We start from the raw sequence: 18,385 nt of genomic DNA, 5'->3' as shown, positions 1-18,385 counted from the left end.
CACCCCGTACGCCACGACCACCGGAGTGATCACCATCAGCGACATCGACCCCGCCTTCCCCAGCGACCGGTGGCCCATCGCGGCCGCGATGCTGCCGTTCCCGTCCGCGCAGGACGCCTCCGCCGACACCTGGCAGGACCACCTCGCCGAGGTCGCGTTCGAGGGGTTCACCGAGGTCGACGTCACGGACTCCTGGGTGCGGGTCGGTGACCTCGAGCCGTCCCGGCTGACCGAGCTGGCCGACGTGCTCACGCGCACGAACCTGCGTCCGGAGGCCGTCTCGGCGATCCGCCGCAGCGTCATCCACCCCCAGGACGGCGACGCGAACCTCGCCTACTCGCACCGCACCATCGACGCGGCGGCGCAGCTCGGCTGCTCCGTGGTGAGCGTGGGCCTGCACCGCCCGCTCACCGCGGCGCAGCGCGAGGTGCTGTGGTTCTGGACGGTCGACGGCCCCCGCGACGACGACTCCACCGAGACCTGGGACCTCGCGGTGTCCCGGCTGCGCGAGCTCGGCGAGCACGCGGCCGACGCCGGCGTCGCGCTCTCCCTGGAGATGTACGAGGACACGCTGCTCGGCTCGGCCCAGTCCGCCGTGCGGCTCGTCGAGGACATCGCGCACCCGTCCGTCGGCCTCAACCCGGACCTGGGCAACCTGTTCCGCCTGCACCGTGACATCGAGGGCTTCGCCGCCGCGGTGGAGGCGTGCCTGCCGGTGTCGAACTACTGGCACGTGAAGAACTACCACCGCGACACCGACCCGTCGGGCACCGTCGTCGCGGTCCCGGCCCCCATGTACGCCGGGTCGATGAACTACCGCCAGGCGATCAAGGCCGCGCTCGAGGTCGGGTTCTCCGGGGCGTTCTGCGTCGAGCACTACGGCGGTGACGGCCTGTCGGTCATGGCCGAGAACCGCACCTACCTGCGCAAGATCCTCGCGGTCGCCACGGGTGAGGTGGCCCGCGCCGGCCGCGCCGGCACGCTCGCGCCGTTCGCCGCGACCACGGACGGCGGTGCGCGATGAGCGCCCGCGTGGCCGTCCTCGGCCTGGGCGCGATGGGCCTGCCGATGGCGACGCACCTCGCGCGCACGCACGACGTCGTCGCGTTCGACATCAGCACGGAGCGGCTCCGGCTCGCGCAGGACGCGGGCGTCGCCCCGGCGGACTCCCCGCAGGGGCGTGCGTCGACGCGGACGTCGTCCTCATCGGGGTGCGCGACGCCGCCCAGCTCGAGCAGGCACTGTTCGGCGACGCCGGCGCGGCCGGGACGCTGCGGCCCGGCGCCGTCGTCGTCCTGACCTCGACCGTCGGGCTCGACGCCGCCCGCGCTGCCGAGACCCGCCTGGCCACCGGCGGTGTGCACCTCGTCGACGCACCGGTCAGCGGCGGCCCCGTCCGGGCCGGGCAGGGCGACCTGCTCATCATGGTCGGCGCCCCCGACGACGCCGTGGACCGGGCCCGCCCCGTGCTCGAGGCCCTCGCGTCGACCCTCACGGTCGCCGGGGCCCGGGTGGGTGACGGGCAGATGCTCAAGACGGTCAACCAGCTGCTGTGCGGCATCCACACCGCCGCGGCCGCCGAGGCGCTCGCCCTGGCGCACGCCCTCGGGCTCGACCTGGACGCGACCATCGACGTGCTCGGCAAGGGCGCGGCGGCGTCGTTCATGCTCGCCGACCGCGGGCCGCGCATCGCCCAGCAGCTCACCGGGCAGCAGCCCGAGCTGCGCTCCCGGCTCGACGTCATCTCCAAGGACATGGGGATCGTCGCGCGGCTCGCCCGCGCGGCCCACGTGGCCACGCCCGTCGCGTCCGCCGCGGAGCAGCTCTACCTCCTCGGCGAGGCGCAGGGTCTGGCCGGGTCGGACGACTCGGTCATCGCCACGACGCTCACCCCGGAGGTACGGCCATGAGCGTGCTGTCCAACGACCCCGCCGAGTTCGCCGACGAGGCGCTGCGCGGTTTTGTCGACGCCTACTCCGACGTCGTCACGCTCGTCCCCGGCGGCGTCGTGCGCGCCACCGCGACCCCGCCGGGCAAGGTGGCGGTCGTCGTCGGCGGCGGGTCCGGGCACTACCCCGCGTTCTGCGGGCTGGTCGGCCCCGGGTTCGCCGACGGCGCCGTCGTCGGCAACATCTTCACCTCACCGTCCGCCGACGACGCCGCCTCGGTCTCCCGCAGCGCCGCGTCGGACGCGGGCGTGCTCATGCTCACCGGCAACTACGCCGGGGACGTCATGAACTTCGGCCTCGCCCAGCGCCGGCTCGAGGGCGAGGGCATCGACGCGCGCTTCCTCGTCGTCACCGACGACATCGCCAGCGCCCCGGCCGGCCAGGAGGACAAGCGCCGCGGGATCGCCGGCGACCTCACGGTCTTCAAGGTCGCGGCCGCCGCGGCCGAGGCCGGGTACGACCTGGACGGCGTGGAGCGCGCCGCCGCGCACGCGAACGCGCGCACCCGCACGCTGGGCGTCGCGTTCGACGGCTGCACGCTGCCGGGCGCCGACGAGCCGCTGTTCACCGTCCCCGACGGCTCGATGGGCCTGGGCGTCGGCATCCACGGCGAGCCCGGCATCGGCGAGAGCCCGATGCCGACGGCGGCCGACCTGGCCGCGACGCTGGTCGAGCGGGTGCTCGCCGAGGCCCCGGAGCCGGGGCCGGCACGGGCCGCCGTCGTGCTCAACGGGCTCGGCCGCACGAAGTACGAGGAGCTCTTCGTCGTGTGGTCGACGGTCGCGCCACTGCTCCGTGACGCGGGCGTGACGATCGTCGCGCCCGATGTGGGTGAGCTCGTGACCAGCCTGGACATGGCCGGCTGCTCCCTGACCCTGATGTGGCTCGACGACGAGCTCGAGCAGCTGTGGACCGCACCCGCCGCGGCGCCCGCCTACCGCAAGGGCCGGGTCGCCGACGTCGCCGGGCAGGGCGGCGCCGCACGAGGTCCCGCGGAGGCGGCCGCGGCCGCCGCGCCCCCGGCGGCCGCGATCACCCCCGCCAGCGAGCGCGGGCGCGAGCACGCGGCCGCGCTGCTGGCCGCCATGGACCGCGCCGTCCGCGCGCTCGCCGACGCCGAGACGGCCCTGGGCCGGCTCGACTCCGTCGCCGGGGACGGCGACCACGGGCGCGGCATGGTGCGCGGCAGCTCGGCCGCCCTGGCGGCCGCGCGCGAGGTCGTCGAGGCCGGCGGCGCCCCGGGCGACGCCCTCACCCGCGCCGGGCAGGCGTGGTCCAGCCGCGCCGGCGGGACCTCCGGGGTCCTGTGGGGCGCGATGCTCGAGGCCGCGGGCGCCGTCGTGCCCGACGACGACGCGACCTGGCAGCGCTGGGACGCCGACGCCGCCGGGCTGGTCACCGAGGCCGTGGGCGCCGCGATCGACGCGATGCGCACGCTCGGCAAGGCCGAGCCGGGTGACAAGACGATGCTGGACGCCCTGGCGCCGTTCCACGAGGCGCTCCGGTCCGGGTCCGGCGACGTCGGCACCGTGTGGGCCGACGCCGCCGCACGTGCTACACAGGCTGCGGAGGACACCGCCGCTCTGCGTCCCCGGCTCGGGCGGGCCCGCCCGCTCGCCGAGCAGAGTGTCGGCCACCCCGACCCCGGCGCCGTCTCGCTGGCCCTCATCGCGACCGCGGTGGGGTCGTCGGACGGCTCCGTCCCCACCATCCCTACGGAGGACGCATGACCGACAAGCTCCGGGTCGTCGTCGGCAGTGACGACGCCGGCCTGACCCTCAAGGACCTCATCAAGTCCGCCCTCCAGGGCGACGACCGGGTCGAGGTCGTGGCCGACGTCGGCGTGCAGGCCGACGAGGAGACGGCGTACCCGCACGTCGCCGTCGCCGCGGCGCGCCAGATCGCCGCCGGCGACGCGGACCGCGCGCTGCTCGTGTGCGGCACCGGCCTGGGCGTCGCCATCGCCGCGAACAAGGTCCCGGGCATCCGGGCCGTGACCGCGCACGACCCCTACTCCGTCGAGCGTGCGGTGCTGTCCAACGACGCCCAGGTGCTGTGCATGGGTCAGCGGGTCATCGGCCCCGAGCTCGCGCTGCGCCTGGTCAAGGAGTGGGTCGGCTACCGGTTCGACCCGGCCTCGGCATCGGCCGCCAAGGTCGCCGCGATCGGCGAGTACGAGACGGCGGCGGAGTCGGCCGGCTCCGAGGCCGAGACCGTGGCCAGCTGCTAGGACACCGCTGCTCCACCCCGTCTGCTGAGACCCAGCGCGAGGGGCCCGCCGGCACCTGCCGGCGGGCCCTCGAGCGTTCAGCCCTGGTCGGCCGCGGCGGTCGGCCCCGCCGGCCCGACCGACTCCGCCGGCTCGGCTGACGCCTCGAGCAGGTCCCCGAACAGGTCCCGGAGCGCGGGGTAGATGCGCCGGTGCACGGCGGCAAGGGCCTCGTACCGCTGCACCGTCGGCGGGTCGGGCAGCACGTCCCGGCCGGCCGGCTCGGCGACCGCGACCGGAGCACCGGCCGGCCCACCCGGAGCGCCGGAGGCCCCGGCGTCCGCCGACCGGTCCAGGTACGCCCGCGCCAGCACACCCGCGCCCGCGGCGCTCCACTCGGCGTCGGCGCACACCCGGACCGGGCGCCCGGTGATGTCGGCGACGATCTGCGTCCACAGCGGGCTGCGCCCACCCCCACCGACGACCCGGATGACCCGGACCGGCTCGCTGGTCACCGCCTCGAGCCGCTCGAGGTGCAGGCGTAGCTCGAAGCCGACGCCCTCGAGGATCGACCGGTACAGGTGCGCCGCGGTGTGCCGGCCGTGCCACCCGACCGTGGCCCCGCGTGCCCGCGGGTCCCAGTACGGCGTCTGCGCGGCGTTCCAGTACGGCACGGTGAGCAGACCCTCCGCGCCGGGCGGCAGGACGGCCGCGGCCGCCTCGAGCTCGGCCCCGGCCGGTCCGGTGAGGCCGTCGAGGCCGCGCGCACCGAACTGCTCCCGGCACCAGGTCGCGACGTACGCCGCCGCGTTCAGCACGGTCTCCAGCGTGTAGGTGCCCGGCTGCATCCCGGCCAGGGTGCGGAACGCCGGGTCCCACCGGTAGTCCGCGGACTGCACGCCCATGACCATCGACGTGCCCAGGTTGAGGTAGGCGACCCCGGGCGTCGTCGCGCCCAGGCCCAGCCCGGCCGCCTGCCCGTCCCCGATCCCGGAGACCAGGGTGACCGGTCCGGGCAGGCCGAGCCCCGCGGCGACGTCGGGCAGGAGGTCGGCGATCGGCTCGCCGACCGGCACGAGGTCGGGCATCTGCTCGGGCCGGAGTCCGGCGAGGGCCAGGAGCTCGGGCGACCAGGCCGTGCGGCGCAGGTCGAACAGCCCCAGGGTGTCCGCCGAGCCGTCGCTGGTCGCCCAGCGCCCGGTGAGCCGCAGGGTCAGGAACGCGTGGACGTCGCCGACCATCGCCGCCGCCCCGAGCGTCGCGGGCTCGTGGCGCGCCAGCCACGCGAGCTTGTAGACCGCGGGGTGGTGTCCGGCGGCTTGCCGGACAGCTCGTGCACCCGCGCGGTGCCGAGCTCGGCGATCTCCGCGTGCGCGCGGCCGTCGAGCCACAGGATCGCGGGCCGCAGCGGGCGACCGCCCGCGTCCAGGCACACGAACGACTCGCGCTGGTGCGTGAGGCACACGGCGCCGACGCGGGACGGGTCATCGAGCGCGGCGACCGCCTCGGCCACCGCGCCCCGCGTCGCCGTCCACCAGTCCTCGGCGTCCTGCTCGTGGAAGGACGGTCGCGGCTGCGACGTGCGCAGCGGCCGCGCGGCCTGCGCGACGACGACGCCCGCGGCGTCCTGCACGATCGCCTTGGCTCCGGTGGTCGAGCAGTCGACCGCGACGACGAGGTCGGGACGGGTCCTCATGCGTTCGGGGTGACGACGACCTTGAGGCCGGCCCGGCTGTCCGCGACCCGGAACGCCTCGGCGACGTCGTCGAGCCCGTAGGTGTGGGTGACCACGGACCGGACGTCGACCGTGCCGCGCTCCACGAGGCTCGTCGCGCGCGGGTACATCTCCTTCATGCGGCGCGAGACCTTGAACGTCAGTCCCTTGCGGCGCGCGATCGACGCCGGGAACGACGTCGTGTCCTCGCCCGGGATGCCGGCCAGGATCACCTGGGCGCCGGGCGCCGCGGCCACGGTCGCGAGCGCGACGGCGTCGTCGGTGCCGGCGGCTTCCCACGCGACCTCGACGCCGCGGCCACCGGTTGCCGCGAGGATCGTCGCCTCGACGTCCGGGTCGGCGGGGTCCAGGACGAGGTCGGCGCCCATCGCGGCCGCGGCGTCGCGCCGGTGCGGGACCGGCTCGATCGCGATCACCTGCGCGGCGCCGCCGGCCCGCGCGAGCTGGACCAGGCACAGCCCGATGGGTCCGCACCCGATGACCGCGACGTGCTGGGCGAGGCGCGGGCGCGCGAGGTCGTGCGCGTGCAGCGCGACGCCGAGCGGCTCGAGCATCGCGGCGTCGGCGTCGGTGAGGGAGTCCGGGACGGGGTGCAGCAGGTGGTCGGGCCAGGCCATGAGCTCGCGCAGGCCGCCGTCGTCGACGCTGTGCCCGGCGAACCGGATGGCGCGGCACAGGTTCCGGTTGCCCCGCACGCAGTCCTCGCAGTGCCCGCACGGCCACGCGGGGTCGATCGCGACCCGGTGCCCGTCGCGCGGTCCACCGACGACGACGCCGGCCATCTCGTGCCCGAGCACGAGCGGGTTCGTCAGCTGCGCGTCACCGATCCCGCCCTCGCTGAACCAGTGCAGGTCGGAGCCGCACAGGCCGACCGCGGTCACGCGCACCAGGCTCTCCCCGGCGCCGCGACGGGCGCCGGCTCGTCCTGGACGCGCACGTCCCCGAGTCCGTGCAGACGGGCAACCTTCATGTGGGACCACTCCACTCGTCGAATCGTCGTTCCCGGGCTCACGTCCGGGCACCCGTGCATCCTGGCAGGTCAGGCGAGCGGGTCCGTGGCCACCATGCCGTGCCCGAGGACGTCCGGCCAGTCGTACGCCTCGACGTCGTCGGCGAACACCTCGCCGTCGTCCTGCGGGTCGTACCCGAGGTCGCGCGCCGAGGTGAGGTCCCACCAGCCGCGGGTGTTCGCGGAGACGCCGTAGGCGACGACGGGTCCGTCCACCGGGCCGCGCAGGGCGGCGTCGACGAGCCGGACGACGTCGGCCGGGCTCAGCCAGATGCCGAGGTCGAACGTCGTCCGGGGCCGGTCGGCGCACATGCCGATCCGCAGCGAGACGACCTCGACGCCGTACTTGTCGGCGTAGAGGCTGCCCAGCGCCTCGCCCGCGACCTTGGTCACGCCGTAGAAGGAGTCGGGCCGCGGGGTGTCGTCGACCCGCGCGACCTCACCGAGCGGGTAGTACCCGACCGCGTGGTTCGAGCTCGCGAGCACGACCCGCCGGACGCCGGTGCGCCGGGCGGCCTCCAGCACCCGGAACGTGCCGTCGACGTTCGCCCGGCGGAGGCGGGTCCAGCTGTCCTCGCTCGGGATCCCGGCGAGGTGCACGACGGCGTCCGCCCCCGCCATCGCCGTCTCGAGGGCGTCGCGCGACTCCTCCTCGGTGATGTCGGCGAGCGTGAACGTCTCCTCGGGGCCGACGTCGTCCGGCTCGGCGGCGTCGAGCAGCCGAAGCCCCCAGCCGCGTGCGGCGAGGCCGCCGTCCGTGCGGCGCAGGTAGGTGCCGATGCGTCCGGCGGCGCCGCTCAGGACGACGGCGGGGGTGGCGTCGGTCGGGGTCACGTGGTGCCTCCACAGGAGCTCGGTGCGCGGTCGCCGGGCGGCCAGTCTCCCGGCGGGCGCGGGCGAGCGCGCGCCGGGCGGGCCGGACGTTTGCACGGCGGGTCCGGTGGTCGGACAGTCGGGGGATGGACAGTCGTGGCATGGACAGTCGTGGCATGGACGGCCCCCGCACGGACGACCTCGACGAGCACCGCGACCGCTACGTCGGGGACCCGGCGGTGCGTGCCGCGTGGGACGAGCGGTACGCCGACCAGCCCCTGTGGAGCGGCCGGCCGAACGACGCGCTCGAGGTCGAGGTGGAGGGTCTGCCGCCCGGACGCGTGCTCGACGTCGGCTGCGGTGAGGGCGCGGACGCCGTCTGGCTCGCGCAGCGGGGCTGGCGGGTGACCGCGCTCGAGGTGTCCGGCGTGGCGCTCGAACGGGCGGCGCAGCACGCCCGGGACGCCGGCGTCCCGGTGCGGTGGGTCCACGCCGGCCTGGTGGAGGCCTCGCTCCCGTCCCGCTCCTTCGACCTGGTGAGCGCGCAGTACCCCGCCCTGCTGCGGACGCCGGACGCGAGCGCCGAGCGCGCGCTGCTCGACGCCGTCGCCCCCGGCGGAACCCTGCTGCTGGTGCACCACGCCGGGATGGACACGCACCGACCCGACGACGGCGGCTTCGACCCGGCCGACTACGTCGGCCCCGACGACGTGGCCGCGCTGCTCGACGACGACTGGCGGGTCGAGGTGCACGAGCGGCGCCCGCGGCACGGCGCCCGGGCGGGTGCCGGGGCGCACCACCGCGAGGACGTGGTCCTCCGGGCACGCCGGCTGCGGTGACGTCGGGTGACGTCCGGGTGACGTCCCAGTCCGTGGCGGACCGTGACACCCGCGGCCGACGAGGAGGGCGCCTCAGCGCCGCGGGACCTCGTGCGCCGGCCCGGGCACCCCGGCCGGCGCAATGTCCGGCGACCGCTCGGCGTGCCGCCCGTCCGACACGCGGGTCGCCGCCTCGCCGGCCGGCGGACCCCACGGGTCGTCCGGCAGCCCGTCCGGCTTGACGCCGGAGTGCAGCCAGAGCTCGAAGAACGCGTCGAGGTCCTGCCCGGAGACCCTCTCGGCGAGCGCGACGAAGTCGGGCGTGGTCACGTGGCCGGGACGCTGCGAGGCCCAGTCCCGGAGGATGGCGAAGAAGGCGTCGTCGCCCACCTGCAGCCGCAGGGCGTGCAGCGTCATCGCCCCGCGCTCGTACACCGCGCCGTCGAAGAGCCCGTCGGGACCGGGGTCGCCGATCGGCAGGTCCCAGAACCCGCTGTCCGCAGGGATCGACGCCCGCAGGTCGAAGCCCTCCTGAGCGGTGAGCAGCCCTTCGTGCTCCAGCCACAGCCACTCGGTGTAGGACGCGAAGCCCTCGTTGAGCCAGATGTCCTGCCAGCGGGCCAGCGTCAGCTTGTCACCCACCCACTGGTGCGCGAGCTCGTGCACGACGATCACCGCGCCGAACGTCGGGTCCTCGAAGATGCTGCTCGGGTAGACCGACCGCGTCTGGGTCTCCAGGGCGAAGCCGAGCTCGGCGTCGTCGACGATCGCCCCGGACGCCCGGAACGGGTACCGGCCGAACAGCTCGGAGAGGAACGCGGTGATCTCCGGCTGCCGGGCCAGGACCGCGCGGACGTTCGCCCCCACGGCCGGCGCGACGTCGTCGACGGTCCCGAGGAACCAGCGGGGTGCGTCCGGCGGGCTGCCGTCGGGCGCCGCGGCCGCGACCCAGCCGTCCCACGCGTCGCCGTCGTCCTCGAACGAGGTGCTGCCCTGGCCCGTCGACACGACGACGTCGTCGACGACGACGCCAGGGGCCTCGACCGACTCGTCGGTGACGTAGCTCAGCGACACCTCGACCTGCCCGCCGGCGTACGGCGCGAGGTCGACCTCCCACTGCTCGGGGCCGGAGCCGGCGCCCGAGGCCGCCCACCACTGGCCGGTCGTGCCGCTCGGGCTGCAGCCGTCCGGGGTGGCCGACTGGTAGTGCTCGAGGAACGGGTGGAGCGCGAGCCAGGCGGGGCACGCGAACCCGGTGTCCTGGGTGGTGTGCCCGTGGACGTCCGGCAGCGTGGTCCACGCGTCGGTCCCGGGCACGCGCGCCTCGACCAGGAGGAAGTCGAACGCGGGCTCGGTGTCCCGCTCGACCCAGAAGGACAGCGTGGCACCGGTGGCCGGCACCGTGATCGTGCGTGCGAGTCGCTGGAAGGCCGAGCTGGCGGGGACCGCCATGGCCGCCCGCTCCCCGTCCGCGGCCCGCCGGCGTCGTCCAGCGCCGGGTCGACGGCGTCCCAGTACCGCACGCCGTCCGCCCGGTACGCCGAGAGGTCGAAGTCCCCCATCGCGAGGGTCACGAGGTACGACGCCATCGGGTCCTTCGCCTCCCAGCGCCACGTCGTCCAGCCGTCACGCGTACGCGTGCTGCGCAGGATGCCGTTGGAGGATGCCTCCAGCCCCTCGGGCACCGCGACCTCGATCGTGTACGACGCGGTGTCGGTCGGGTGGTCATTCACCGGGAACCACGTCGCGGCCACGTGCGGCTGCCCGGCGACGAGGGCGCCGTCGTCGGTGGGCATGAAGCCGGACAGGCCCAGGTTCTCGACGATCGGCGCCGGCACGCCGTCGTACCGGACGACCACCCGGAACCGCGAGCGCTCCCGCAGGCCCCGCTGCGGGGTGACGGTCAGCTCGTCCCCGTCGCGCGACCAGGCCGCGGTCCGGCCGTCGACGACGACCGACCGCACCGCCAGGCCGGACAGGTCCAGGTTGAACGCGGACAGGTCCTGGGTGGCGTGCGCGGTGATCGTCGCCTCGCCGACGATCACGTCGGTCGCCGGGTCGTAGCGGACGTCGAGGTCGTAGTGCCGGACGTCGTAGCCCCCGTTGCCGTCCAGCGGGAAGTAGGGATCGCCCACGCCCGCCGCGCCGGGCGTGAAGCTCCGCCCGCCCGGTCCGTGGGCCCGGAGCTCCGGGCCGGGGTCGGCGGCGACCGCAGCCGTCGGGGCGAGGGCGAGCAGACCGCCCAGCGCCAGTGCAGACACCCGTGACCTCGACATGGTCGCCCCCTGCGTCCGGGTCAGCTCAGGTGGCGAACGTATGCCCCGGGGACGGCGGGGCACAACGGGCCCGGCCGGTCAGCTCGCGACCACGACCGACGGCCGCGCGGTCCGCAGGACGAGCGCCACGAGCGCGACGCACAGCGCGACGCCGAGGAGGCCCGCCACGCCCACGAACACCCCGGCGCCGGCGCCGTAGTCCGCGAGCGGCGCACCGGCGAACGCGTGGTCGCGGGCCGCGCCGGCGAACCCGACGGCCAACGCCGTCGCCTCGAGGCCGTCCGGCGTGGCGGCGGCGAACGGCGAAACGGCTACCGCCGCGACCGTGGCCAGGCCGGCGAGCACGACGGCGACCCGGCGCCCCCGGCGACGGGGTGCGACGTCGTCGCCGACAGCGCCACCGCGGCGGGGGCGACCGCGTGCGCCACCGCGACGACGGCGCCCGTGATCACGGCCTCGCCGAGCCCGATGACGAGGTGCACGCCGACCATCTGCGACACGAGGGCCCCGACGGGCACCGTGACCGTCCCTCCGACGGCGAACAGGCCGGCGAACAGCGCCGCCGCGGCCGGGACGCTCACGAGCGCACCGGCGGCCGCCGACCACGGCACGGCCCCGTCCCCGACCCGACGGGCCAGGGCGCCCTGCACGGCGCGGGCGACGCCCCACCCGACGAGTGTGCCCACCACGGCCATCAGCAGGACGTTGGGGCCGAGTGCGGACAGGCCGCCGTCGGCGAACACGACGGACTGGACGAGCAGGACGGCGGTGATGCTGAGCACGCCCAGGGCCGGCCCGAGGAGCGCCGCCGCGAGCGCACCGCCCATGAGGTGCCCGCTGGTGCCTGCCGCGACGGGGTAGTTGAGCATCTGCACGGCGAAGACGAGCCCCGTCGTGGCCGCGGCGAGGAGCACCCGGCTCCGCACGGCGGCGCGGGCGTCGACGGCGTCAGCGGCAGCGGAGGCGAGGTGGCTGAGCTCACCGCGGCTGCGCTGCACCGCCAGCGCGACCGCCGCTACCGCCACCGCGGTGGTCGCGACGGTCGTCTGCGTGTCGAGGAAGTGGTCGGGGAGGTGCATGTCGTTCTCCAGTCGATCGGGCGGTCCGGTTCGGGCGTCGGTCTGTCGGGTCCTTCCCGTGCGTCTCGCGGGTCGGTCGGTCGTCAGGTCTCGCGGCACCCGTCCCGCGACCACGCCGCGGCGACGTCGGTGAGCACGACGCGGTGCACCTCCGTCCCCGCACGTCGGGCGACGGCGCCCGGCTCCTCGAGCTGGAGGACCGTCACCGCGTCGCCCGGCTCGGGCGCAGCGGCGGGGCGACGGCCCACCAGCACGACCGAGTCCAGCACACGGTGGTCACCGAGCACACCGGGTTCGGGCCGCGCACCGTCGAGCCGGAGCTCCTCGTGCAGCACCGGGCCGGTGGGGTCGTCCACGCGCAGGGACGTGAGCAGCCGACCACCGTGCTCCCCGGTCCGGCCCAGCACCACGGTCTCGTGCAGGCAGGCGACCGCCCCCGCCCCCAGCCGGACCGACGTCGTCCGGTGCACGTCGGCGCCGGTGGCGACGACGAACGGCTGGGCGTCCCAGACGAGGACTCCGCCCGCCTCGACCTCCACGTCGACCTCCCACCGGGCGCTCTCGCCGCGACCGTCGTAGGCCACCGTGCCGGACGTCTCGACGAGCTCGAGCACCACCCCGGCTCCCACCCGGACCCGGATGCCCACGTGGTCGCCGCCGAGCAGGAGTGCACCGGTCGCGACCAGCGCGACCCGCAGCGTCCGCCCGTCGTCGTCCAGCGGGTACGGCGCGAGCGCACCGCGGCGCAGGTCGGCCGCCAGCCGCCCGTCCCGGCGCTCGACGTCCACCGTGGTCCAGCCGGCGGGCGCGACGGGCGCGACGGGCGCGACCGCGCGGTCGCCGGCCGTCAGGGTGCTGGTCACGAGCGGGTCGACCGACCGCGGTCAGACCGCCGACGCCACGGCGGCCGCGCCGGCGTGCGGGTGGGTGTGGTCGTGCGCGTGGTCGCCGTGCTCGTGGTCGTGGCCGTGGTCGTGCGCGCCGTCCTCGTCCGCGTGGAAGTGCGGCGCCATGGGACCGGGGTCCTGCGCGACGTGCAGCCCCGCACGGTGGCTGCCGAGCAGCCCGCGCAGCCAGTCGCCCAGGGCCTGCACGGAGGCGGCGTCGTGCCGGGAGAGCGCGAGGACCGGTCGGCCGTCACGTGCCGTCGACGCGTCGGCGACCATGCGCTCGACGTCGACGCCCACGTGCGGCGCGAGGTCGGTCTTGTTGACGAGCAGCAGGTCGGCACGCGCGATGCCGGGGCCGCCCTTGCGCGCGACGTCGCCGCCACCGGCGACGTCCAGCACGAAGATCTGCGCGTCGACCAGCGCCGGGGAGAACGTCGCGGTGAGGTTGTCCCCGCCGGACTCGACCAGGACGACGTCGAGCGGCGCGAAGTCCTGCTCGAGGTCCTCGACCGCCAGGAGGTTCGCGGTGACGTCGTCGCGGATGGCGGTGTGCGGGCACGCGCCGGTCTCCACGGCGCGGATCCGCTCGGGGTCGAGCACGCCGGCCGAGCGCAGGAAGCGGGCGTCCTCGTCGGTGTAGATGTCGTTGGTGATGACGCCGATCTGCATCTCGGCGGAGAGCGCACGGCACAGGGTCGCGATGACCGAGCTCTTGCCGGTGCCGACGGGGCCGGCGACCCCCAGCCGCAGGGACCGGGTGTCCCCGGGGGCGCGGCTCGGTGCGGGCTCGCTGGTCAGATCCATGGTGGACGGCGGGGTGGGTGCGGTGGTGTCAGGCACTGAACAGCCTCTCGGTGGCGACGGCGTGGGTCTCGGCCCGCTCCTCGGTCAGGGGGCACCGGCGGCGGGGATGTCCCGCGCGTCGGTGAGGTGGGACAGGTCGCGCGCCAGGGCGTCGACCGCGGGGGCGGCGGCGAGCACCCAGCCGGTGGTCACGACGGGGTCGACCGGCGCGAGCTTGAGGCAGGCCGACGCGACGGTCTGCACGTCGTCGTACCCCACGAGGCGGGCGACGCCGAGCGCGTCGAGGCCGGCGCAGGCGGCAGTCACGCCGAGCACGACCGCCCGCGGCGGGTTGCGGCGCACCCGCGCCCCACCGTGCGACGGCGCGCCGTCCGCCCCACCCCGGGCACGACGGCGTCGAGCGCCGCGACCGCGGGGTGCCCCGCCCACAGGCGGCGGACCAGGCGCCCGTACCCGCGCCCGAGCTGCTCCGCGGACTGCCGCATCGCGCCGCTGGGGGTGCGCGCCGCCCACGCCCGGCCGACGGCGGCGAGCGCGGCGGTGGCCGCCGCGGGGTCGTCCGCCGCGCCCAGCGCCACGTGGCGGGCGACGACAGCGGTCGCGGCCTCGACCCGGACGACGGTGCGCAGCCGCGCCGCGATGTACGCCGGCACCTGCCCGGGTGGGAGGCCGGCGCGCAGGGCCGGCTCGAGGCCCGAGGACTGGGTGTGCGCACCGGTCGGCAGCCGGGCGTCCGCGAGGAGCGCGAGCAGCACGTCCTGGCTGACCGCCGGGGTCGAGGGCATGAGCAGGTCGGTCATGGGCCGCGTCAGAACATCTGGTACAGCTGCGCCATCGGCAGCCGGTCGGCGGGGGCCGGCTCGACGACGTCGCCGTCGATCTCGATCCGGAACGTCTCGGGGTCGATGTCGATGCGCGGCAAGGCGTCGTTGAGCACCATCTGCGCCTTGCCGACGTCCCGGGTCGGGGTGAGCGGCACCAGTCTGCGGGCCAGGCCCAGGCGCTCCGCGACGCCGTCGGCCAGGGCGGCGGGCGAGACGAAGGTGAGCGACAGCTCGGGCGCGATCGCGTCCGCGAGCGCGGGACGCATGAGCACGGGCTGCGGGGACGGGATGGACGCGTTCGGGTCGCCGAGCGCACCCCACACGAGGGCGCCGCCCTTGAGCACCACGCTCGGCCGGACGCCGAACAGCTTGGGCTCCCACAGCACGAGGTCGGCGAGCTTGCCCGGCTCGACGGAGCCGACGTGCGCGTCCATGCCGTGCGCGACCGCGGGGTTGATCGTGTACTTCGCGACGTACCGGCGGGCCCGCAGGTTGTCCGCCGGCATCCCCCCGCCGAGGTCGCCGCGGCGGTGCTTCATGACGTGCGCGACCTGCCAGGTGCGGGTGATGACCTCGCCGATCCGCCCCATGGCCTGGGCGTCCGACGACGTGATGGACAGCGCCCCCATGTCGTGCAGGACGTCCTCCGCCGCGATCGTCGTGCCGCGGATGCGGGACTCGGCGAACGCGAGGTCCTCCGGCACGCTCGGGTTGAGGTGGTGGCAGACCATGAGCATGTCGAGGTGCTCGGCAACCGTGTTGACCGTGTGCGGCAGCGTGGGGTTCGTCGAGCCGGGGATGACGTGGGGGTGGCTCGCGACCGTGAGGATGTCCGGCGCGTGGCCCCCGCCGGCGCCCTCGGTGTGGAACGCGTGGATGGACCGGCCGCCGATCGCGGCCAGGGTCGACTGCACGTAGCCGGCCTCGTTGAGCGAGTCCGAGTGCAGCGCGACCTGCAGGCCCCAGGCGTCGGCGGCACGCAGCGCGGCGTCGATCGCCGCCGGGGTCGCGCCCCAGTCCTCGTGGATCTTGTACGCGCCGGCGCCGGCCATCGCCTGCTCGCGCAGGGCCTCGGCGCTGACGGTGTTCCCCTTGCCGAACAGCAGCACGTTGACCGGCAGCCGGTCCAGGCTGCGGTGGATCGCGCCCAGGTGCCAGGCACCCGGCGTCACGGTGGTCGCCTTGCTGCCCTCGCTCGGCCCGGTCCCGCCGCCGACGACGGTGGTCAGGCCGGTGGCGAGCGCCTCGACGATCTGCGAGGGCGAGATGAGGTGGACGTGGGAGTCGACGCCGCCCGCGGTGAGGATCTTGCCCTCGCCGCTGATGACGTCGGTGCTCGGGCCGATCCTCAAGTCGGGGTGGACGCCGTCGGCGATGTCGGGGTTGCCGGCGCGCCCGAGCGCGACGATGCGGCCGTCCCGGATGCCGACGTCGGCCTTGACCACACCCCACCAGTCCAGGACGAGCGCGTTCGTGATGACGGTGTCCGGGGCACCCTCCGCGCGGGTGGTGGTGCCCTGGGCCATGGACTCGCGGATCGACTTGCCGCCACCGAAGACGGCCTCCTCCCCGCCGATCGTGCGGTCCTCCTCGACCTCGATCCACAGGTCGGTGTCCGCCAGGCGCACCTGGTCACCGGTGGTCGGCCCGTACAGGGCCGCGTACCGGGACCGCGAGATCTCAACCACGCGCCGCACCGCCGTCGGTCCCGGTCGCGCCGGCGGCTCCGTCGACCGGGCCCAGCTCGCCGCCGTCGGACCGGTCCCGCTGGATGCCGGGCACCCGGCGCGCGCCGCGCAGCGCGACGATCGCGACCTCACGCGAGGCGCCGGGCTCGAAGCGGTGCGACGTCCCGGACGGCACGTCGAGCCGGAACCCCCGGACGGCGTCCCGGTCCATCGCGAGTGCCGCGTTGGCGTCCGCGAGGTGCAGGTGGGAGCCGATCTGCACGGGCCGGTCGCCGGTGTTGACCACGACGACGGTGCGGCGCTCGTGCGGGGCACGGTCCGCGTTGAGCTCCACCGTGCCCGGTGCGACCCGGACCGCGCCGGGTCCGCTGCTGGAGATGCTGGCCATGTCGGCGCCCTTCAGACGATCGGCTGGTGGATGGTGACGAGCTTGCGGCCGTCGGGGAACGTGGCCTCGACCTGCACGTCGGCGAGCATCTCCGCGACGCCGTCCATGACGTCGTCGCGGGTGAGGACCGTGCGCCCCTCCACCATGAGGTCCTCGACGAGGCGGCCCTCGCGGGCACGCTCGATCACCCAGGTGGTGAGCAGGGCGACGGTCTCCGGGTAGTTCAGCCGGACGCCGCGCCCGTGCCGGTCCCGCGCGACCATGCCCGCGACCGCGAGCAGCAGCTTCTCGGTGTCCCCCGACGTCAGGTGCATGCGCGGGACGCTAGCCACGGCCCGTGTCGGTCATGTTTCCGCCGTGTGTGCCCCGGGTATCCGTCGCCGACGACGCCCGTGGCCGGCGAACGGGACGGCCGCCGAGCGGCGTAACGCCGCGTTCATCGACCGCGACCGTCCCGCGAAACACCGCCTCTCTAGCGTTCGGGCCATGCACCGGCGGGTCCCGCCGGCCCCCTCCCGGGCCGCGGACGACCCTGCGACCCGGCGCCCGCAGCCCCCACCGAGAGGCACTCCGTTGACCCCGTCCCGCCTGCGCTCCTTCGCCCTCCCCGCCGCCGCGATCACCGTCGCCCTCGGGCTCGCCGGCTGCGGCGGTGCCCGTGTCGACACGGCCGGCACCTCCGCGACCGCCGGCGGCGGCTCCACCGCCGGCGCCGGCTCCTCGTGCGTCGACACGTCCGGCGACACCGTGAAGATCGGCTTCCTCAACTCGCTGTCCGGCACGATGGCGATCTCCGAGCAGACCGTGCGCGACTCCCTGGACCTCGCGGCCGCGGAGATCAACGCGGCCGGCGGCGTGCTCGGCAAGCAGCTCGAGGTCGTCGCCGAGGACGGCGCCTCGGAGCCCACCGTCTTCGCCGAGAAGGCCGAGAAGCTCATCTCCAGCGACTGCGTCGCCGCCGTGTTCGGCGGGTGGACGTCGTCGAGCCGCAAGGCGATGCTGCCGGTGTTCGAGGGCAACGACTCGCTGCTGTTCTACCCGGTGCAGTACGAGGGCCTGGAGTCGTCGCCGAACATCTACTACACCGGCGCGACGACGAACCAGCAGATCGTCCCGGGCATGGACTACCTCAAGGAGCAGGGCCGCACGAAGGTCTTCCTCGTCGGGTCCGACTACGTGTTCCCGCAGACGGCCAACAAGATCATCAAGGCCTACGCCGAGGCGAACGGCATCGAGATCGTGGGCGAGGAGTACGCCCCGCTCGGCCACACCGACTTCTCCACGATCGTCACCAAGCTCAACGCCTCGGGTGCGGACGCGGTGTTCAACACCCTCAACGGCGACTCCAACGTCGCGTTCTTCAAGGAGTACAAGAACGTCGGCCTGACGCCCGAGTCCGTGCCGGTGGTGTCGGTGTCCATCGCGGAGGAGGAGGTCGGCGGTATCGGCGTGGAGAACGTCGAGGGCCAGCTGACCGCCTGGAACTACTACCAGACGGTCGACAGCCCCACGAACGCCGCATTCGTCGACGCGTTCCAGGCCGAGTACGGCGCGGACCGCGTCACCTCGGACCCCATGGAGGCGGCCTACACCTCCCTCTACCTGTGGAAGGGCATGGTCGAGAAGGCGGAGTCCTTCGCGACCGAGGACGTCAACGCGGCCGCCGACGGCATCACTTTCGAGGCGCCCGAGGGCACGGTCACCGTCAACGGCGAGAACCACCACATCGCCAAGACCGCGCTCATCGGCGAGATCGGCGCGGACGGCCTCATCCACACCGTCTGGGAGTCGGACGGCGCCATCGAGCCCGACCCGTTCCTCGAGGGCTACGCGTGGGCCGAGGGCCTGTCCTGACGCCTCGCCCGCTCCCCGGGTCACCACCCGTCTGACCCCCGCCCGGCCC

At 75.3% G+C, this 18,385-nt stretch carries 20 protein-coding genes and 1 pseudogene; 6 read left to right on the top strand and 15 right to left on the bottom strand.

From position 1 onward, the window contains the following. The first annotated feature begins 25 nt into the window (after window positions 1-25). The 4 genes and pseudogenes from REH70_RS05085 (at window position 26) to REH70_RS05070 (ending at window position 4,179) form a co-directional block, all read left to right on the top strand. Window positions 26-1,024 (top strand): sugar phosphate isomerase/epimerase, encoded by a 999-nt coding sequence (locus REH70_RS05085; RefSeq protein ID WP_310752864.1) that lies wholly within the window; start codon window positions 26-28, stop codon window positions 1,022-1,024. Next, window positions 1,021-1,910 (top strand): annotated as a pseudogene (locus REH70_RS05080) (NAD(P)-dependent oxidoreductase). Before REH70_RS05085 ends, REH70_RS05080 begins: the two are co-directional and overlap by 4 nt. Next, window positions 1,907-3,679 carry a dihydroxyacetone kinase family protein gene (locus REH70_RS05075; RefSeq protein WP_310752862.1) on the top strand — a complete coding sequence of 591 codons (1,773 nt, stop codon included), beginning with the start codon at window positions 1,907-1,909 and terminating at the stop codon, window positions 3,677-3,679. Before REH70_RS05080 ends, REH70_RS05075 begins: the two are co-directional and overlap by 4 nt. Beyond that, window positions 3,676-4,179 carry a ribose-5-phosphate isomerase gene (locus REH70_RS05070; RefSeq protein ID WP_310752860.1) on the top strand — a complete coding sequence of 168 codons (504 nt, stop codon included), beginning with the start codon at window positions 3,676-3,678 and terminating at the stop codon, window positions 4,177-4,179. Before REH70_RS05075 ends, REH70_RS05070 begins: the two co-directional genes overlap by 4 nt. A gap of 77 nt (window positions 4,180-4,256) precedes the next feature. Here the strand turns inward: REH70_RS05070 and REH70_RS05065 are convergent, their stop codons facing one another. The 4 genes from REH70_RS05065 to REH70_RS05050 all read right to left on the bottom strand — a co-directional run bounded on the left by REH70_RS05065 (window position 4,257) and on the right by REH70_RS05050 (window position 7,736). Continuing rightward, window positions 4,257-5,399, bottom strand: coding sequence for an FGGY-family carbohydrate kinase (locus tag REH70_RS05065; RefSeq protein WP_310752858.1), 1,143 nt, complete (start codon window positions 5,397-5,399; stop codon window positions 4,257-4,259). Then, window positions 5,372-5,854, bottom strand: a complete 483-nt coding sequence (locus REH70_RS05060) for an FGGY family carbohydrate kinase (RefSeq protein ID WP_310752856.1) — start codon at window positions 5,852-5,854, stop codon at window positions 5,372-5,374. Before REH70_RS05060 ends, REH70_RS05065 begins: the two co-directional genes overlap by 28 nt. Then, window positions 5,851-6,774 carry a zinc-binding dehydrogenase gene (locus tag REH70_RS05055; protein ID WP_310752854.1) on the bottom strand — a complete coding sequence of 308 codons (924 nt, stop codon included), beginning with the start codon at window positions 6,772-6,774 and terminating at the stop codon, window positions 5,851-5,853. The genes REH70_RS05060 and REH70_RS05055 overlap by 4 nt, the downstream gene beginning before the upstream one ends. A 158-nt stretch (window positions 6,775-6,932) precedes the next feature. Then, on the bottom strand, window positions 6,933-7,736 hold the full coding sequence (locus tag REH70_RS05050) for an NAD(P)-dependent oxidoreductase (RefSeq protein WP_310752852.1): 804 nt from the start codon (window positions 7,734-7,736) through the stop codon (window positions 6,933-6,935). Window positions 7,737-7,876: 140 nt separating this feature from the next. Here REH70_RS05050 and REH70_RS05045 point away from each other — a divergent pair, with 140 nt between their 5' ends. Further along, window positions 7,877-8,554, top strand: a complete 678-nt coding sequence (locus REH70_RS05045) for a class I SAM-dependent methyltransferase (protein ID WP_310752850.1) — start codon at window positions 7,877-7,879, stop codon at window positions 8,552-8,554. 72 nt (window positions 8,555-8,626) lie between these two features. Here REH70_RS05045 and REH70_RS05040 read toward each other — a convergent pair whose 3' ends face one another. The 11 genes from REH70_RS05040 to REH70_RS04990 all read right to left on the bottom strand — a co-directional run bounded on the left by REH70_RS05040 (window position 8,627) and on the right by REH70_RS04990 (window position 16,796). Continuing rightward, on the bottom strand, window positions 8,627-9,199 hold the full coding sequence (locus tag REH70_RS05040) for a M1 family aminopeptidase (protein ID WP_310754144.1): 573 nt from the start codon (window positions 9,197-9,199) through the stop codon (window positions 8,627-8,629). A gap of 398 nt (window positions 9,200-9,597) precedes the next feature. Then, the gene (locus tag REH70_RS05035; protein ID WP_310752848.1) at window positions 9,598-10,794 is read right to left on the bottom strand and encodes a hypothetical protein; all 1,197 of its coding nucleotides are present in this window, start codon (window positions 10,792-10,794) and stop codon (window positions 9,598-9,600) included. A 93-nt stretch (window positions 10,795-10,887) separates the two neighbouring features. Then, window positions 10,888-11,154: a PDGLE domain-containing protein gene (locus REH70_RS05030; RefSeq protein WP_310752846.1), complete on the bottom strand. Its 267-nt coding sequence runs from the start codon at window positions 11,152-11,154 to the stop codon at window positions 10,888-10,890. Continuing rightward, window positions 11,121-11,888: an energy-coupling factor ABC transporter permease gene (locus REH70_RS05025; protein ID WP_310752844.1), complete on the bottom strand. Its 768-nt coding sequence runs from the start codon at window positions 11,886-11,888 to the stop codon at window positions 11,121-11,123. The genes REH70_RS05030 and REH70_RS05025 overlap by 34 nt, the downstream gene beginning before the upstream one ends. 83 nt (window positions 11,889-11,971) lie before the next feature. Continuing rightward, window positions 11,972-12,751, bottom strand: a complete 780-nt coding sequence (locus REH70_RS05020) for an urease accessory protein UreD (RefSeq protein WP_310752842.1) — start codon at window positions 12,749-12,751, stop codon at window positions 11,972-11,974. A gap of 21 nt (window positions 12,752-12,772) precedes the next feature. Next, entirely contained in the window at window positions 12,773-13,582 is an 810-nt protein-coding gene (gene ureG, locus REH70_RS05015; protein WP_310754142.1) for an urease accessory protein UreG, read from the bottom strand. An 84-nt stretch (window positions 13,583-13,666) separates the two neighbouring features. Then, window positions 13,667-13,888 (bottom strand): hypothetical protein, encoded by a 222-nt coding sequence (locus REH70_RS05010; protein ID WP_310752840.1) that lies wholly within the window; start codon window positions 13,886-13,888, stop codon window positions 13,667-13,669. Then, window positions 13,885-14,382, bottom strand: a complete 498-nt coding sequence (locus REH70_RS05005) for an urease accessory UreF family protein (RefSeq protein WP_310752838.1) — start codon at window positions 14,380-14,382, stop codon at window positions 13,885-13,887. Before REH70_RS05005 ends, REH70_RS05010 begins: the two co-directional genes overlap by 4 nt. A gap of 8 nt (window positions 14,383-14,390) precedes the next feature. Continuing rightward, a complete protein-coding gene (locus tag REH70_RS05000; protein WP_310752835.1) occupies window positions 14,391-16,094 on the bottom strand; it encodes an urease subunit alpha in 1,704 nt (567 codons plus the stop codon). Then, window positions 16,087-16,482: an urease subunit beta gene (ureB, locus tag REH70_RS04995; RefSeq protein WP_310752833.1), complete on the bottom strand. Its 396-nt coding sequence runs from the start codon at window positions 16,480-16,482 to the stop codon at window positions 16,087-16,089. The genes REH70_RS05000 and ureB overlap by 8 nt, the downstream gene beginning before the upstream one ends. An 11-nt stretch (window positions 16,483-16,493) precedes the next feature. Next, entirely contained in the window at window positions 16,494-16,796 is a 303-nt protein-coding gene (locus REH70_RS04990) for an urease subunit gamma (protein WP_310752831.1), read from the bottom strand. 259 nt (window positions 16,797-17,055) lie between these two features. Between REH70_RS04990 and urtA the strand changes: the two genes are divergently transcribed. Further along, window positions 17,056-18,336 (top strand): urea ABC transporter substrate-binding protein, encoded by a 1,281-nt coding sequence (gene urtA, locus REH70_RS04985; RefSeq protein WP_310752828.1) that lies wholly within the window; start codon window positions 17,056-17,058, stop codon window positions 18,334-18,336. Window positions 18,337-18,385 lie beyond the last annotated feature (49 nt).

This window comes from Cellulomonas sp. ATA003 (assembly GCF_031582905.1).
GTDB lineage: Bacteria > Actinomycetota > Actinomycetes > Actinomycetales > Cellulomonadaceae > Pengzhenrongella.
Note: the sequence above shows the minus strand (reverse complement) of the source record. Positions and strands in the feature narration are given on the sequence as shown.

What these genes read in the sequence shown, in the direction of transcription:
- REH70_RS05070 (WP_310752860.1), top strand. Translation starts at nt 3,676, where the DNA reads ATGACCGACAAGCTCCGGGTCGTCGTCGGCAGTGACGACGCCGGCCTG.
- REH70_RS05075 (WP_310752862.1), top strand. Translation starts at nt 1,907, where the DNA reads ATGAGCGTGCTGTCCAACGACCCCGCCGAGTTCGCCGACGAGGCGCTG.
- ureB (WP_310752833.1), bottom strand. Translation starts at nt 16,482, where the DNA reads ATGGCCAGCATCTCCAGCAGCGGACCCGGCGCGGTCCGGGTCGCACCG.
- ureG (WP_310754142.1), bottom strand. Translation starts at nt 13,582, where the DNA reads ATGGATCTGACCAGCGAGCCCGCACCGAGCCGCGCCCCCGGGGACACC.
- REH70_RS05025 (WP_310752844.1), bottom strand. Translation starts at nt 11,888, where the DNA reads ATGCACCTCCCCGACCACTTCCTCGACACGCAGACGACCGTCGCGACC.
- REH70_RS05065 (WP_310752858.1), bottom strand. Translation starts at nt 5,399, where the DNA reads ATGGTCGGCGACGTCCACGCGTTCCTGACCCTGCGGCTCACCGGGCGC.
- REH70_RS04990 (WP_310752831.1), bottom strand. Translation starts at nt 16,796, where the DNA reads ATGCACCTGACGTCGGGGGACACCGAGAAGCTGCTGCTCGCGGTCGCG.
- REH70_RS05060 (WP_310752856.1), bottom strand. Translation starts at nt 5,854, where the DNA reads ATGAGGACCCGTCCCGACCTCGTCGTCGCGGTCGACTGCTCGACCACC.
- REH70_RS05045 (WP_310752850.1), top strand. Translation starts at nt 7,877, where the DNA reads ATGGACAGTCGTGGCATGGACGGCCCCCGCACGGACGACCTCGACGAG.
- REH70_RS05005 (WP_310752838.1), bottom strand. Translation starts at nt 14,382, where the DNA reads ATGACCGACCTGCTCATGCCCTCGACCCCGGCGGTCAGCCAGGACGTG.